At 66.8% G+C, this 13,977-nt stretch carries 17 protein-coding genes; 10 read left to right on the top strand and 7 right to left on the bottom strand.

Going from position 1 to position 13,977, the window contains the following annotated elements; translation table 11 throughout:
• The first annotated feature begins 87 nt into the window (after positions 1–87).
• Positions 88–972 (top strand): MBL fold metallo-hydrolase, encoded by an 885-nt coding sequence (locus tag IPM80_00750; protein MBK8956972.1) that lies wholly within the window; start codon positions 88–90, stop codon positions 970–972.
• Positions 973–988: 16 nt separating this feature from the next.
• On the opposite strand, the gene IPM80_00745 is transcribed toward IPM80_00750, so the two are convergent.
• The 7 genes from IPM80_00745 to IPM80_00715 form a co-directional block, all read right to left on the bottom strand.
• Positions 989–2,029 (bottom strand): S8 family serine peptidase, encoded by a 1,041-nt coding sequence (locus IPM80_00745; GenBank protein ID MBK8956971.1) that lies wholly within the window; start codon positions 2,027–2,029, stop codon positions 989–991.
• A gap of 49 nt (positions 2,030–2,078) precedes the next feature.
• Positions 2,079–2,768: a zf-HC2 domain-containing protein gene (locus tag IPM80_00740; protein MBK8956970.1), complete on the bottom strand. Its 690-nt coding sequence runs from the start codon at positions 2,766–2,768 to the stop codon at positions 2,079–2,081.
• Positions 2,755–3,348, bottom strand: coding sequence for a sigma-70 family RNA polymerase sigma factor (locus IPM80_00735; protein ID MBK8956969.1), 594 nt, complete (start codon positions 3,346–3,348; stop codon positions 2,755–2,757). Before IPM80_00735 ends, IPM80_00740 begins: the two co-directional genes overlap by 14 nt.
• 122 nt (positions 3,349–3,470) lie before the next feature.
• A complete protein-coding gene (locus tag IPM80_00730) occupies positions 3,471–3,860 on the bottom strand; it encodes a nuclear transport factor 2 family protein (GenBank protein ID MBK8956968.1) in 390 nt (129 codons plus the stop codon).
• A 74-nt stretch (positions 3,861–3,934) separates the two neighbouring features.
• The gene (locus tag IPM80_00725; protein MBK8956967.1) at positions 3,935–4,855 is read right to left on the bottom strand and encodes an alpha/beta hydrolase; all 921 of its coding nucleotides are present in this window, start codon (positions 4,853–4,855) and stop codon (positions 3,935–3,937) included.
• A complete protein-coding gene (locus IPM80_00720) occupies positions 4,852–6,606 on the bottom strand; it encodes a CocE/NonD family hydrolase (protein MBK8956966.1) in 1,755 nt (584 codons plus the stop codon). The genes IPM80_00725 and IPM80_00720 overlap by 4 nt, the downstream gene beginning before the upstream one ends.
• Positions 6,607–6,654: 48 nt before the next feature.
• The gene (locus IPM80_00715) at positions 6,655–6,969 is read right to left on the bottom strand and encodes a helix-turn-helix transcriptional regulator (GenBank protein MBK8956965.1); all 315 of its coding nucleotides are present in this window, start codon (positions 6,967–6,969) and stop codon (positions 6,655–6,657) included.
• Positions 6,970–7,165: 196 nt separating this feature from the next.
• Here IPM80_00715 and IPM80_00710 point away from each other — a divergent pair, with 196 nt between their 5' ends.
• The 9 genes from IPM80_00710 to IPM80_00670 all read left to right on the top strand — a co-directional run bounded on the left by IPM80_00710 (position 7,166) and on the right by IPM80_00670 (position 13,911).
• Positions 7,166–7,582, top strand: coding sequence for a hypothetical protein (locus IPM80_00710; protein MBK8956964.1), 417 nt, complete (start codon positions 7,166–7,168; stop codon positions 7,580–7,582).
• Between the two features lie 73 nt (positions 7,583–7,655).
• Entirely contained in the window at positions 7,656–8,474 is an 819-nt protein-coding gene (locus tag IPM80_00705) for an alpha/beta hydrolase (protein MBK8956963.1), read from the top strand.
• Positions 8,475–8,505: 31 nt separating this feature from the next.
• A complete protein-coding gene (locus tag IPM80_00700; protein ID MBK8956962.1) occupies positions 8,506–8,910 on the top strand; it encodes a hypothetical protein in 405 nt (134 codons plus the stop codon).
• 18 nt (positions 8,911–8,928) lie between these two features.
• Complete coding sequence (locus IPM80_00695) at positions 8,929–10,023, top strand: alpha/beta fold hydrolase (protein ID MBK8956961.1); 1,095 nt, start codon at positions 8,929–8,931, stop codon at positions 10,021–10,023.
• Between the two features lie 24 nt (positions 10,024–10,047).
• Positions 10,048–10,644 (top strand): GNAT family N-acetyltransferase, encoded by a 597-nt coding sequence (locus IPM80_00690; protein ID MBK8956960.1) that lies wholly within the window; start codon positions 10,048–10,050, stop codon positions 10,642–10,644.
• Between the two features lie 116 nt (positions 10,645–10,760).
• The gene (locus IPM80_00685) at positions 10,761–11,696 is read left to right on the top strand and encodes a DnaJ domain-containing protein (GenBank protein ID MBK8956959.1); all 936 of its coding nucleotides are present in this window, start codon (positions 10,761–10,763) and stop codon (positions 11,694–11,696) included.
• Positions 11,697–11,698: 2 nt separating this feature from the next.
• Positions 11,699–12,013 carry a chaperone modulatory protein CbpM gene (locus IPM80_00680; GenBank protein ID MBK8956958.1) on the top strand — a complete coding sequence of 105 codons (315 nt, stop codon included), beginning with the start codon at positions 11,699–11,701 and terminating at the stop codon, positions 12,011–12,013.
• Between the two features lie 308 nt (positions 12,014–12,321).
• The gene (locus IPM80_00675; protein MBK8956957.1) at positions 12,322–13,068 is read left to right on the top strand and encodes an acetoacetate decarboxylase family protein; all 747 of its coding nucleotides are present in this window, start codon (positions 12,322–12,324) and stop codon (positions 13,066–13,068) included.
• A 9-nt stretch (positions 13,069–13,077) separates the two neighbouring features.
• Positions 13,078–13,911, top strand: coding sequence for a class I SAM-dependent methyltransferase (locus IPM80_00670; protein ID MBK8956956.1), 834 nt, complete (start codon positions 13,078–13,080; stop codon positions 13,909–13,911).
• Positions 13,912–13,977 lie beyond the last annotated feature (66 nt).

The raw sequence follows: 13,977 nt of genomic DNA, 5'->3' as shown, positions 1-13,977 counted from the left end.
CTCGTCAGGAGGGTGATGGTTCGGGTTGTGGCGGCACTATATCATCCGCACGCAATACCCCATGCCTGCAGAGTGTGAGATACCGCCATGAACTGGATGAAACTCGGGCAAGTCGAGATCGGCCGTGCGGTCGAAAGCAACGGCCCCTTCATCAGCATCTATGATTTTTTTCCCGATGCCACGCCCGAGCTCCTCGCGCCCCACCGTCATTGGCTGGAGCCCACCGCGCTCGAGCCCGGCACCGACAAGCTGCTGATGCCGATCCAGAGCTACGTGGTGCGCACGCCGCGGCACGTGGTGCTGGTCGACAGCTGCGTGGGCAATCACAAGTCGGTGAAATGGTTCCCGGCCTGGGACCACATGAGCGGCAATACCTACCTGCCGGCGCTGGCCTCGCTGGGCCTGCGCCCCGAGGACATCGACGTGGTGTTGTGCACGCATCTGCACGTCGATCATTCGGGCTGGAATACGCAATGGCTGGATGGCCGCTGGCGGCCGACCTTTCCGCGCGCGCGCTACATGCTGTCGCGCACCGAAGTGGCAGCCTGCGAAAAGCTGCACCGCGAACGCCAGGACCCGACCTACGCCGAGAACGTGCTGCCGATCATCGAGGCGGGCCAGGCGCTGCTGGTCGACGATGACCATCAAATCGACGACCACGTGTGGCTGGAGGCGACGCCCGGCCACACCCACGGCCATTGCGCGGTGCGCATCGACGGCCGCGGCGGCGACGCGGTGGTGACGGGCGATCTCATCCACAGCCCCATCCAGTGCCACTTTCCGGAATGGAATTTCCGCCACGACGCCAACAAGCCGCTGGCCGCGCAGACCCGTCGCCGCTTCCTCGAGCGTTACGCGGACTGTGCCACCCACGTGCTGACCGCGCATTTCCCGCTGCCGTCCGCCGGCGCGGTGAAACGCGATGGCGACGCCTTCCGTTTCGAGTACTGGGACGCGCGCCGCTACATCTGAACGCCGCGCACGCGGCTCAACGCGGCTCGGGATTCTCGTGCAGTCGCCGCAACCACGCGGCCAGCTCATGGGGCCCGAGGTGCGGTTCGAGTTCCAGCATGATGGCGGCCACGCCGCTGGCATGGGCGGTGGCGAAGGACGGGCCGGACACGAAGTCGTAACGACCGCCCGGCACGGTGGTCAGCAATTGCAGGCCCGGCACGGTCAGGCGTTCGCCCGGCACCTCCACCCCGCTCTGCCGTGCCTGCTCGACCGCGATGACCTCGGGAATCGAGGTCGGGAAAGTCTGCTCCGGCTCTTCGCCGATGGCGCCGAACACGATGGCGCCCAATTCGGCGGCGCGTTCCACCAGGCGCGCAAGCAGTGGATCGTCGGGCCCGGCCAGGCTCAGGTTGATGATGCGCGCGCGGATCTCGATGGCGTAGTCCAGGGCCTGGGCCAGCGTGTAGCTGCTGCAGATGCCGTCACCGTAACTCGGTTCCCAGCAGGCGCGCAGCAGGTGCAGCGAGGCATGCGGCGCCAGGCCGTGGATGCCGACGCCGTTGCCGGCGTGCGCGGCGATGAGACCGGTGACCGCCGTGCCGTGGAATTCGGCCGGGATGACGTGACTGTCGGCGCCGACGAAATTGCGTGCCTCGACCACCTGGCCGAGCAGGTCGGGGTGATCGCTGTCCATGCCGGTATCGATCACGGCGATGCGCACGTTGCGCCCGCTGCCGCGCGTCGCGAGCGTCGATACGCCCCCTGGCCGCGTGCGCACCTGCAGGTCGAAATAGGGATCCTTGCTTGGCATGCCGGCGACGTGATGCAGTTGCACGGCCTGCGCCGATTCGACGCGCGCGTCGGCCGCCAGCCGCGCAAGCGCCGCACCGCGATTGCCTTGCGCGCCGAGCGCGAACAGCGCCGCGTCACCGTCGAGCGCGGCAAGGCGACGCTGACCCAGCGGTCGCAAGCCATGATCCCGCGCCAGCGCCGCGGCATCGGCGCCATCGCGCAACAACACCATGACCTGCTCGTCGACCGCGGTGCGCGCCTCGGCGCCGCCGGCCGACAACAACAGCAGCAGCCGAGCACGGTCCAGCCGCGGCGCACGGCGCCGCTGCCCGTCACCGACGCCGATCCGGCCGCGTGCCCGTGCTGCGCAGGGGTTCGACGAACAGGGTGTCGGCTTCGGCGCGCATGTCGTCGATGACCTTGGTGACACTGCGCGCGCCGAGCTTGACGCGCACCGTCATGACGCCGATGTCGGACGGACCGTCGACCAATTCGGCATCGTGCTCGCCCAGCCACGCCTGGCGCGCGGCGGCGTCCTGGCTGTCCTTCAACACCACGCGCAACAAAGGCGCCGCCAGCAGCGACTCGTGGCTGTCATGCTTGCCCAAGGTCTGGAACTGTTTCTCGGCGCTGGCGCCGACGCTGTCGTCGCCGCGCTCGATGTTCCATACCAGCAGCACGCCGAAAGCGACGAGCGCGACCGTCGCCAGCATCGGCGCCGGCGCCAAGGCCACACTCAGCCAGTGACGCAGGCGTTGATGCCAGGACCGCTGGCGCGCGTCGATGGCTGCCGACAGGCGCGCAAAGCCCTGCACACTGGCGCTCTCCAAGGCCGGGCTGGCGAGCGCCGTGTCGAGCTGGCGCAGCAGGCGCAGCTCGCGCGCGCAAACCAGGCATTCGCGCAGATGTCTTTCGACCTCGGCGCGTTGGCCCGGCGTGAGGCCATCGTTGTGATACCAGGGCAACAGGTCCCACACCGCGGCGTGGGCAGGATGCGTGGTGTGCTTGTCAGCGGCTGTCATCCGCGTTCTCCAGGCTCATGGCCAATTCCAGCGCCGGCTTCAGGCGCTCGCGCGCATAGAACATGCGCGTCTTCACCGTGTTGACCGGACAACCGACGATGGCGGCTATCTCGGGGTAGCTGTATCCGTAGAAGAACGCCAGCTGCACGATGCTGCGCTGGGCCAGCGGCAATTTGCCGACCGCCACCCGGATGCGTTCGATGGCGGCGCGATGACTGACCGTATCGGCCGGGTCACGGCGGTCTTCCTGCTCGGCCTCGCATTGCAATTCGCGCGCGGCGAGGCGCTTGTTCGATTGCAGGCGCTTGAGCGCCTTCTTGTAGGCAATGCCGAAGATCCAGGTCGAGACCTTGGATTGCTCGCGAAACTCGTGGGCCTTGTTCCACACCACCATCATGGTGTCGTTGATGGTCTCCTCGGCATCGGCCGGCGCGCCGAGGATGCGCAGCACGAACTCGAACAGGCGCGGGTAGAAATCCCGGTACAGCGCCTCGAACGCACCACGGTCATGGCGCAGGCTGCGCAGCCGCGCCAGATCCTGGTCCAGTTCCTGGTCGACTCGGTCGGCGATTCTCGTCATGTGGCTATCCCGGCCTGCGCCCCGCGGTGGCGCCGGCCACGCTCCCCTGTTTGAGTACTGAGTGCCCCGCCGCGCGCAAGGGGTTCAATGCCCGGTGCACGCCCGCCCGGATCGCGCCCGCCTCAGGGCGTCGTGTAATGCGGCGACTTGGTCTTCACGTAGGTCTGCTTGAGGACGATCTTGTCGCCCACGAAGTGCAGCAAGTCGAGGCCGCGCATGATCTGCGGCACGCCGTCCTTCTCGATGGTCATGTCCCAGCTGCTCATGACTTTGCCGCTGCCGGCGTCGATGAAGGTGTCGTCCTCGATGAACTGGATGGGGCCGAACTTGCCTTCGAACTGCGGCGCGAAGGCCTTGCGAATGGCCTCGCGCCCGCGGCTGGCGCGGCCGGTGAGTTCTTCGTAGACCGCGTCGTCGGTGAAGTAAGCCATCACGCCGTCGAGATCGTAGCGGTTGAAGGCGTCCAGGAAAGCGACGCAGAGGTCATGGAGTTCACCGTAACGGTCGGACATCTCGGGGCTCCTGGCCAGGCATGGTCGCCGGTGGCGACGGGACGGCCATCATAGCGCGCCGCCCGCGCCGCGCCTCAAGCCTGGCGACCGTGGAAACGCAGGAAATCCAGCGCCGTCTCGGCCGGTCGCTCGATCATCGGCACGTGGCCCATGTCGCGCATGAGGATGAATTCCGCGGCGGGCATGAGCGGCCGCAGAATGTCCAGCGCCGAGGGATGCAGCACGCGATCGTCGTCGCCCCACACTACCAGCGTGCGGGCCGCGAGCGCGGCCACGCGCTCCTCCAACGCCAGCGGCTCGTTGAACATTTCCTCGAAGATGCGCGCGTTGAAAGGCGCTTCGGCGATCGAGCGCGCCAGCAAGGGCAGCTTGAAGCGCGCCGGCATGTAGGGCTGTTTGCAAAAGCACAGCTCGGCGAGTCGATCGAAGGACCGCATGTCGGTCGCGATCAGCGGGTTTTCACCAGCCTCCAGCATGCGCAGCATGTCGCTGTACTCGGCGCTCAGCACGCCGGCCGGCGCCAGCAACCACAGGCTCCTGACCTGCTGCGGATGGCGCAAGGCATACAAGGTGGCGAGATAGCCGCCCATGGAATTGCCGCCGAGATGGAACTCCGTAATGCCGAGCGCGCGGGCGAAGGCGGCGATGCGCTCCAGCTGCGGACCGACCGCGTAGCTCGCGCCGGCGACGCGACTCGCATCGCCGAAGCCTGGCAGGTCCGGCGCGATGACACGGAAGTGCGGCGTCAGCAGGCGCGCGATCATGCTCCAGTGATCCTTGTTGGCGGCGAAGCCGTGCAGGAGCAGCAGCACCTCGCCGTGCCCGCCATCGAGATAGGGAACGCGGTGACCGTCGACCATCACCTCGCGCTGTTTGAGCCCGGCGGCGCGGCGACCGAGCGCCGTGGCCCACTGGAACAACAGGCCGGGGGCGAGGTAGTAGAGCAGCACGGCGGCGGCGAGCAGCGCCACCAGCGCGATGAGCGCGCCACTCACGGCCGCGCTCCGCCGAGGGCGCCGATGCCGCGCGTCACCGGCAGCAACAGGCGCGAGGCGCGCGACGCATCGTGGAACACGCGCTGCAGGGCGCTGTCGAGATGCGTGGCCTCGTGCGCCAGCTCGCCGGTGTTGGGATTGCGGTCGTAACGCGGGAAGTCACTGGAAGTGATGAGCACCCGCAGGCGATGACCGGCCGGGATCTCGATGGCGGTCGACCACAGGTCGATGACGTAGCGTTCGACCGCGCCGGGTTCGAGCAGGCGCCGCGTCTGGCCGTCCCGCACCGAGGCGCGCACCACGCCGTCGCAAATATTGAAGCTGCGGCCGTCGGCGCGAACTTCGCACAGCTTGACCATCCAGTCGGTATCGACGCCGGAGGTGGCGGCGAACAGCTCGGCCTGCACCGCGCCGATGATTTCGATACTTTCGACCAGCGGCGGCGAGGTGAAACACAGCACGTCGCGGCGCGCCAGCAGCGGCGCCTGGTCCAGCGGTCCGGCGCCGTACTGGGCGGGCATCAGGAGGTTGCCACCGCAAGTCGGGCACGGGTCGTTCGGATCGTAGACATAGCTCGATGGCGGCTGGTCGGCGCGCGGCGGCTGCGTGGCGAGCGCCGCCTCGCCCTGCAGGTACAGTGGCAGCAGCTGCGCGCCACGCGGCGGCCACTGGTCTTCGTCGCGCCAGCGATTGGCGCCCTGCACGAACAGCTTGACCGGCGCGTCATCGCGCACGCCGTTGGCGATGTCCTTCAACCAGTGATCGAACCAGCGCAGCTGCAGGCGCGTGAGGTCTTCCTTCAGATCGAGGAACAGGCCATTGGCGCGAAAACCGAAATCCACGCCGCCGACCACGTTCTGGAACATGCCGTGCGACCACGGGCCGATCACCAGGCGGGTATGGCGACGCGCGAGTTCCGAACCGGCGTTGGCGCGCATGCCGGCGAAGTGTTCGAGATCGGCGGCCAGCAACAGGTCGTGCCAGCCGGCGATGATGAGGGCTGGCACCTTGACCTTGGCGTGCGCGTCGGAGAACAGCAGCGAACGGGTCAGCGCGTCCGGCACCGGGTGACGCAGGAACTCGTGGAAGAACGGCACGAAGCGCTCATCGTCGGGACGCGCCGGCGCGAAGCGGCTCAGCGGCAAGGCGCGCAGGATCTCGGCGAAGGCGTCGACGTCGTCGATGAGCTGCGTGAGCGGTGCGAAGAACTGCGCGGGGTCCGGCCGTGAGCGGATCAGCGCCGCCGGTCCGATGGCACGCAGCGCCCACATCGCCAGCGTGCCGAGGTTGAGCGCGCCGCCACGCCAGAAGTGGTTGCGCCAGAAATCGTTGGGCGCGGTGGTAGGCGAAATGGCGCCGAGCGCGGGATGGGCTCCACGCGCCGCCAGCCACGAAGTGCCGCCCATGTACGACAGCCCGTAACAGCCGACGCGACCGCTGCTGAAATCCTGCGCGGCGCACCAGGCCACGCTGTCGTGACCATCGTCGCCTTCGTCACGATAGGGAAAGAACACCCCGCCTTCCGAGGCCCAGCGCGCGCGCACGTCCTGGATCACCACCGCGTAGCCGGCCGCTGCCGCGCGCAGCGGATCCAGGGTCAGGGCCGTGATCGGCCACAGCTCCTTGTTGTAGGGCGTGCGCTGCAACAGCACCGGGTGGCGCTCGCCGTCGTTGGGGCGGTAGATGTCGGCGCGCAGGCGCGTGCCGTCACGCAGGGTGACGTCGATATTCTTGTCTACGATGACGGACATGGTTGAGCTCGCACGGTGATCAACGGGTCGCGCGGCGCGCGCCCGGCGCTACTTTCGGAAATCGCCGCCGCCGAAGCCGCCAAGGAAGCGCTCCAGCGTGGCGCGGTGCAGGTTGAGCAGGGCCAACCAGTTGTCGAGGAACAGGTTACCCGCCTGGGTCATGGAATACATCCGGCGCGCCGGGCCCGCGCTGCTGGTATCCCACATCGACGACACCAGCCCGAGGCCCTCCATCTGGCGCAGGGCGCGGTAGACGGTGCCCTTGTTGTAATTGCCGAAGCCGGCCTGCTCGAGTTTCTGGGCGAGTTCGTAGCCATAGGCCGACCAGTCCTTGAGCATGGCCAGCAGTTGGGCGTTGAGCATGTCGCCGGTCGGGTGGCCCGGGGCGGCGGCGGGCTCATCGGTGGCGGATGCGGGGGCGGAATTTGGAGACGGTTTCGATTTCGACATGCGGCCATCTATATGCAACTTGCATCTAGCTGTCAAACCGATTACAGTTTTTGCACTGCAACAAATCACGCGGCCCGAGGGTCGCCTTCGCTCACAGGAGCCCATGACCATGGCAAGCAAGAAACCCGAATCCCTGAAATTCTCCGAAACCACCAGCGCCTACCTCGATCGTCTCGAGAGCGGCCACTCCCGTTTCGCCGAAGCGCTCGGCAGCGCCCGCGAACGCGCGGCGCGCGTCACCGACCAGCTGGTCGAGAACCTGCTGGCCAGCCAGCGCGATGCCCTCACCCTCGGCAAGACCCTCGCCGCCCAGCCCACCGAGTACGGCAAGAACGTCGAAGCGTTCCTGCATTCCCTGACCAGCGCCCAGGAGCGCGCGCTGGAACTGGCCAAGACCGTCTATCGCACCAACAACGAAATTGCCGCCGATGCGCGCGCCGCCGCCAGCCGTGCGCTGGAGTCGGGCAAGGCCTTCGGCAAGCCGTTCGAGAATTTCACCAACCTGTGGACGTCGGCGGCCAAGTAGAGCGAGCGTCGCGAGTCGCGCGGCGGCGCCCACCTCACGGGGTGGCGCCGCCGCAGGCAGCCCGGACCAGGTCATGAGCACAGAACAATCCATCAACGAACTGCCGGCGCCGTCGGACGAGACGCTCGACGAAGCGTTTGCCTACGACGATGCCATCGAGCAGTCCATCACGCCCTTGTGGCGGGAAGCGCGCTGGAGCCTCGAGTGGGCCAGCCTGCGCTTGAGCCCGGTCTACTACGGGGTCGGCGTGCCGCGCGGCAAGGGCCAGCCGGTATTGCTGATCCCGGGCTTCATGTCGGGCGATCTCATGATGCTGGAGATGCATCGCTGGCTGAAACGCATCGGTTACAAGTCTTCGCTGTCGCGCATTGCCTGGAACAACGACTGCCCGGACAAGACCGCCAACAAGCTCGCTCATCGCCTGCGCGCGCTGGCCGACCGTTCCGGGCACCGCGTCAACCTCATCGGCCACAGCCTCGGCGGCATGCTGGCCAAGAGCCTCGTGCAGGACGAGCCGGAACTCATCGACCGCGTCATCACCCTCGGCTCGCCGTTCCGCTCGTTGGTCAAGGCCCATCCCGCCATCATCGGCATCTGGGACAAGCTCAAGCTCGCGCAGGGCGCGCTGATCGGCCGCAACCTGCATGCGTCCTGCGGTACCGGCCATTGCACCTGCGCCTTCGTGCGCAACATGAACGCGCCGCGCAGCCGTGGCGTGGCGCAATTCGCGGTCTATTCTCGCAAGGACGGCATCGCCGACTGGACCAGTTGCCTGGAAGAGGACGGACGTCTGAATACCGAGGTCAACTGCTCGCATATCGGCATGGTGTTCGATCACAGCGTGTATCGCGCGGTGGCGGCGCGGCTCGCGCAGCAAGTGCACCGCACCTGAATAAAAAATCAACTGAAGGGGGGCGTAAGCCATGTCCAAAGAAGACAGCATGGATCCCATCCGCCTGTGGCGCGAATGGTTCGTCAAATCGGAAAAGTCCTGGAGCGATGCCCTGTCGGAAATGATGGGCGACGAGCACTTCTCCAAGGGCATGGGCCGTTACACGCTGGAAGCGCTGCACACCCATCGCATGTTCAGCGAGACCATGGCGCAGTACCTGGCCAATCTCAACATTCCCTCGCGCAGTGACATCCTGGACATGAACGACAGGCTCGCGCACATGGAAGATACGCTCAACCAGATCCAGGTGGAACTGCGCGAGCAGCGCAGCCAGATGGCGCGTCTCGCCGCCGGTGGCGTCGCCGCGCCGGCCTCCGCCAGCGGCACGGTGCGACCGCCGCGCACGCGCAAACCCGCCTCCAACCTCGACGCCTGAGGCCCGACTGGAACCGTCATGACCGCATCCGCTCGCGCCGATATCACCTCGGAAGACCTGGAAGCCAGCGTCCGGCGCACGCTGGAGCGCGCCATCGCGCGCAACATCCCCGGCCTCGCGCCACTGCCGCAGACCGAGTCCGACCTCGATGTCGGCCTGACTCCCAAGGAGATGGTCTACAGCAACGAAACCGCGCGCCTGTACCACTACCTGCCGACCCAGGACGAGATCTACCGCGTGCCGGTGCTGATCGTGATGTCACCGGTAGCCAAGGGTTACATCCTCGATCTCGCCAAGGGCCAGAGCCTCATCGAGTACCTGGTGATGCAGGGGCATGACGTCTACATGCTGGAATGGGCCGCGCCGCGCCGCGACCAGAGCCACCTGTCGCTCGACAATTACGTCAACGACCTGCTCGGCGGCTGTATCGAGGCGGTACAGCGCGACAGCGGCGAAGCGGACGTCACGCTGGTCGGTTATTGCATGGGCGGCATGTTGAGCATCATGTACACCGCTCTCCACCCGGGCGGCGCGGTGCGCAACCTGGCCTGTTTCACGACACCCGTGAACGGCGACGGCATGGAGCTGTACAAGCGCTGGATGACGGCCAAGTCGTTCGATATCGACAGGCTGGTGAAGGAGCTGGGCAACATCCCCGGCGACTTCATCAACACCTCGCTGCAGGCGCTGCGCCCCTTGCAGCGCAGCGCCAACCAGATGAAGCTCCTGAACAATGTCGAGAACGATGCGTTCGTGAAGGCGCACCTGCGCTTCGACCGCTGGGCGGTGGACCAGCTGCCGGTGCCGGGCGAGCTGGCGCGCAGCCTGGTCAAGGATTTCATCGTCGGCAACAAATTCGTCAACAACGCGCTTACACTGCGCGGCGAGCGCGTCGATCTCGGCGCCGTCAAGGTGCCCTTCCTGCACGTCGCCGCCCAGCACGATCACATCGTGCCGGCCGCCGCCTCGCAGGACCTGCTGCCGCTGATCGGCAGCCAGGACAAGCACGAAATCGTCATGAAGGGCGGCCATGTCAGCCTGGTCGCCGGAGGCAACGCCGTATTCCGCCTGTGGCCACAGCTCGACCGCTGGTTGAGCGTGCGCGACGTCTGAACGGCCTTCGATGAGGAGAACAGGATGAGTCGGGAAGCGGTCGCCAAGGCGCTTGCGCACTACCCCATCACCGCCAAGCTCGGCGGTCAGGACTATCGCATACGGACCATGACCGCGGCCGACGGCGAAGCCTTGATGGCATTCGCGCGTGAACTGCCGTCGCACGACACGCTCTACATGCGGCGTGACATCACCCGCCAGAGCGGCATCGACAGCTGGTTGAAGGATCTCAAGGACGGCGTGATCTACTCGCTGCTGGCGGAAGACAACCAGGGCGTGTGCGGCTATTCGACCATCAACCTCAACGAACTCGAATGGACGCGCCACATCGCCGACCTGCGCGTGGCGACCGCCACCCGCACCCGTGGCCGCGGTCTCGGTCGCCTGCTGGCGCGCGAGGCGTTCAACATCGCGCTGGCGCTCGACATCGAAAAACTGCTGGCGCGCATGACGCCGGACCAGGAAGGCGCACGGGTGCTGTTCCAGGAACTCGGCTTCCAGCCCGAGGCGCTGCTGCGCGACCACGTCAAGGACCGCGACGGCAATTACCACGACCTGCTGCTGAAAGCCTGCAGCGTGCGCAGCTTTCTCGCCCAGCGCGCCGCCTACGGTCGCGGCTGAGCCTCTCTCCCGCGGCGCGCCATTGAAGAGCGCGCCGCCTCGCCCCATATAGAGGTCGAACGCGGGCATGGACCATGCGCGCGTGTTCGCGACCATCTTCAGCCATGGGCCGAGTCATGCAGTTCAAAGACTATTACGAAACCCTGGGCGTCAGCCGCGACGCCTCCGGCGATGACATCAAGCGCGCCTATCGCAAGCTCGCGCGCAAATACCATCCGGACGTGAGCAAGGAGAAAGACTGCGAGGCGCGCTTCAAGGACGTGCAGGAGGCCTACGAAGTCCTCAAGGACGCCGACAAGCGCGACGCCTACAATCGCCTCGGCCCCAACTGGCGCCATGGCGAGGATTTCACGCCACCCGACCAGGACCCGAACTTCAGCTACCAGAGCGCGGGCTTCCGCGACAGCGCGGAGTTCAGCGATTTCTTCTCGTCGATCTTCGGCCAGCGCGGCGGCGCGCACCAGCCACGCGGCGACGCCTTCCAGATGCGCGGTCAGGATCGCAGCACGCGCATCGCCATCAGCCTTGCCGACTCCTACCAGGGCGCGACGCGCAGCCTGTCGTTCAGCGAGCCAGAGCTGGACGCGCGCGGCGAGGTGCGCCACAAGACCCGTACCATCAACGTCACGATCCCCAAGGGCGTCGTCGCCGGCCAACGCATTCGCCTCACCGGCCAGGGCGGGCCGGGCTTCAACGGCGGGCCGAACGGCGATTTATTCCTAGAGATCGAGTTCGAGCCCCACGCGCTGTTCCATGCCGAAGGGCATGACATCCATCTCGAACTTCCGCTCACGCCCTGGGAAGCGGCGCTCGGCGCCAAGGTGGTGGTGCCGACCTTGGGCGGCAAGGTCGAAATGAACATCCCGGCGGGCTCCCAGGCCGGCCGCAAGCTGCGCCTGGCGGGCCGCGGCCTGCCGGGCAAACCGGCCGGCGATCAATACGTGGTGCTGACCATCGTGGTGCCCGAGGCGCGCACCGAAGAACAACGCGCGCTGTATCGCGAAATGGAGCGCCTGATGCCGATGGCGCCGCGCGCCACCATGAGGGTCTAGTCATGCTGGAACAATTGCATGCCGCCTGCTGGCTGCTGGACGAGGAACGCGCCATTCCGCTGGCGGAATTCTGCAGCGCTACCGGCCTGATCGAATCGCTGGTGTTGGAAATGGTGCGCGAAGGCATCCTCGAACCCATCGGCGCCGCCCCGCCCGAATGGCGATTTTCCGGCGCGTGTCTCGCGCGCGCCGAGCGCGCCCTGCGCCTGCAACGCGAACTCGAATTGAACTGGGCGGCGGTCGCCTTCGTGCTGCCCTTGCTGGATGAACTGAAAGACTTGCGACGCCAGCGGCTGAACTGGCTGCGCACACGCTGAACGAAAGTCTCGACAAAGCCCCGCTGCCCGCGCAACAGGGGATGTCACGCGGCAGCGAGAACACAGAGTGCCAGCGCCTTGGGGGGTGCGGCTGGCAAGGGGAGTGGGCGATGGGCCGCGGCCGCGACCACGCATCGCTCATCCTGAGCCATCAAGATAGTCACGGGGTTTGCGCCGTGCAAGGCGAGACCACCACCGTCGCGCCGCGCACCTTACCTCCCCACTCGCCACGTCTCCGATGCGCGACGCGCTGCGGCTATACTTGGCCGCCCGCGCGCCATGCCGGGCGCCACTTCAACGAGGGGGAGATGATGGCGAGCAAACGCAGCGCGCGCGGCGCGCAACCGGCCTACAGCATGCCCGAATTGTCCGAGCTCTACGGCCGGCCACCTTACGAATACCGTGACACCCGCCAGCTGCTGGTGACGTTTCGCACCGATCCGAAAGTCCTGCGCAAATTGGTGCCGGCGCCACTGGTGCCGGACAAGTCCGGCCACATGTTCGTCGCCATCAGCGAATTCTTCACCAGCGGTTTCGGCCACTACCACGAGATCAACATGTCGGCGCTCGCGACCTTCAAGGGCCGGCCGGTGAACTACGGTCTGTATCTCATTCTCGACAACGACATCGCCACCGCCGGTGGCCGTGAGATCTGGGGTTTTCCCAAGAAGATGGGCCGCGTCGCGCTCGAAACCAGCGACGGCGTGATGCGTGGCACGGTCGAGCGCGGCGGCATCCTGCTGGTCGAGGCGGCCATGCAACTCAAGACTTTCGGCAGCGCCGCCGACGTCAGCGGCAGCGCCGAGTACGTGAGCCGCAAGCTCATCCCCTCGGTCAGCAACGACGCGCCGCCGGAGGTGTTCCAGTTGACCTCGACCACCCTCACCAACATCGTCGTCCGCGAAGTGCACAAGGGCCCGGCCACGCTGCGCTTCGGCCTGTCGCCGGCCGATCGCTTCGCCGACATCCCGGTCGAGGAAGTGACCGGCGGATTCTATTACCACACCGATTTCACCCTCGAAGACGGCGTGGTGGTGCACGACTACCTCGCCTGAGCGGCGCCCATGAGCACGCTGGACAGCGACATCGACCGCCACTACGGCGGCCAGGACATCAGTGCGCGCATCCTGGCGGCGCTGACCGGCGCCGGCAAGGACGTCCATGCCCTCACCCGCGCCGATCTCGCGCCCTTCGACGAATTCCACGGCGGCGGCCTGGCCTCGACCCGCGAGCTGGCCCGCTTCGCGCAGCTGGCGCCGGGCACCCACGTGCTCGACATCGGTTGCGGCATCGGTGGCCCGGCGCGCACCCTGGCGACGGAATTCGGCTGCTCGGTGGTGGGCGTCGATCTCACCCATGAATTCATCCGCGCGGCGCGTATGCTGACCACGCTGCTCGCGCTCGACGGCCAGTGCGGCTTCGAACACGGCAGCGCCACCACCCTCTTGTTCGGCGATGCGAGTTTCGATCTCGTGTGGTCGCAGAACATGCTCATGAACGTGCCGAACAAGGCGCAGCTGTTCGACGAGATTGCACGCGTGCTGAAACCCGGCGGCCGCTTCGCGCTGGAGACCGTGCTGGCCGGCGACGGGCGCGCCATCCTCTTGCCGGTCTTCTGGGCATCGCGCCCGGACTTGAGTTTCCTGGTCACGCGACGTGAACTCGAGTCCCTGCTCGCCCATGCCGGCTTCGAACTCATCGCCGTCGAAGACACCACCGCGAGCGTCATCGCCAATGGACTGAAGCGTCGCGCGACGCTCGCGGCGCAGGATCCGCGACAACTCGGCATCGACGTCATCGTGCCCGACGATGTCGAGCGCAAGATGGACAACATGCTCGAGAACAACCAGCAGGGTCGCACCGCCACCATCAAGGCGCTGTTCCAGCGCCAGGGCTGATGCGCACGCGGCCCGGCAGCTCGCCGCGCCACCGAATCAAAACCACAGCAGGAACCATGCACCCAC

Source organism: Pseudomonadota bacterium (assembly GCA_016719885.1).
Classification (GTDB): domain Bacteria; phylum Pseudomonadota; class Gammaproteobacteria.
This window is presented reverse-complemented; position numbering and strand designations above follow the sequence as displayed.

Excerpts from the sequence above, each read along its gene's own strand:
- IPM80_00750 (MBK8956972.1), top strand. The coding sequence starts at position 88 with ATGAACTGGATGAAACTCGGGCAAGTCGAGATCGGCCGTGCGGTCGAA.
- IPM80_00740 (MBK8956970.1), bottom strand. The coding sequence starts at position 2,768 with ATGACAGCCGCTGACAAGCACACCACGCATCCTGCCCACGCCGCGGTG.
- IPM80_00735 (MBK8956969.1), bottom strand. The coding sequence starts at position 3,348 with ATGACGAGAATCGCCGACCGAGTCGACCAGGAACTGGACCAGGATCTG.
- IPM80_00730 (MBK8956968.1), bottom strand. The coding sequence starts at position 3,860 with ATGTCCGACCGTTACGGTGAACTCCATGACCTCTGCGTCGCTTTCCTG.
- IPM80_00720 (MBK8956966.1), bottom strand. The coding sequence starts at position 6,606 with ATGTCCGTCATCGTAGACAAGAATATCGACGTCACCCTGCGTGACGGC.
- IPM80_00715 (MBK8956965.1), bottom strand. The coding sequence starts at position 6,969 with ATGCTCAACGCCCAACTGCTGGCCATGCTCAAGGACTGGTCGGCCTAT.
- IPM80_00710 (MBK8956964.1), top strand. The coding sequence starts at position 7,166 with ATGGCAAGCAAGAAACCCGAATCCCTGAAATTCTCCGAAACCACCAGC.
- IPM80_00705 (MBK8956963.1), top strand. The coding sequence starts at position 7,656 with ATGAGCACAGAACAATCCATCAACGAACTGCCGGCGCCGTCGGACGAG.
- IPM80_00700 (MBK8956962.1), top strand. The coding sequence starts at position 8,506 with ATGTCCAAAGAAGACAGCATGGATCCCATCCGCCTGTGGCGCGAATGG.
- IPM80_00695 (MBK8956961.1), top strand. The coding sequence starts at position 8,929 with ATGACCGCATCCGCTCGCGCCGATATCACCTCGGAAGACCTGGAAGCC.
- IPM80_00690 (MBK8956960.1), top strand. The coding sequence starts at position 10,048 with ATGAGTCGGGAAGCGGTCGCCAAGGCGCTTGCGCACTACCCCATCACC.
- IPM80_00685 (MBK8956959.1), top strand. The coding sequence starts at position 10,761 with ATGCAGTTCAAAGACTATTACGAAACCCTGGGCGTCAGCCGCGACGCC.
- IPM80_00680 (MBK8956958.1), top strand. The coding sequence starts at position 11,699 with ATGCTGGAACAATTGCATGCCGCCTGCTGGCTGCTGGACGAGGAACGC.
- IPM80_00675 (MBK8956957.1), top strand. The coding sequence starts at position 12,322 with ATGATGGCGAGCAAACGCAGCGCGCGCGGCGCGCAACCGGCCTACAGC.
- IPM80_00670 (MBK8956956.1), top strand. The coding sequence starts at position 13,078 with ATGAGCACGCTGGACAGCGACATCGACCGCCACTACGGCGGCCAGGAC.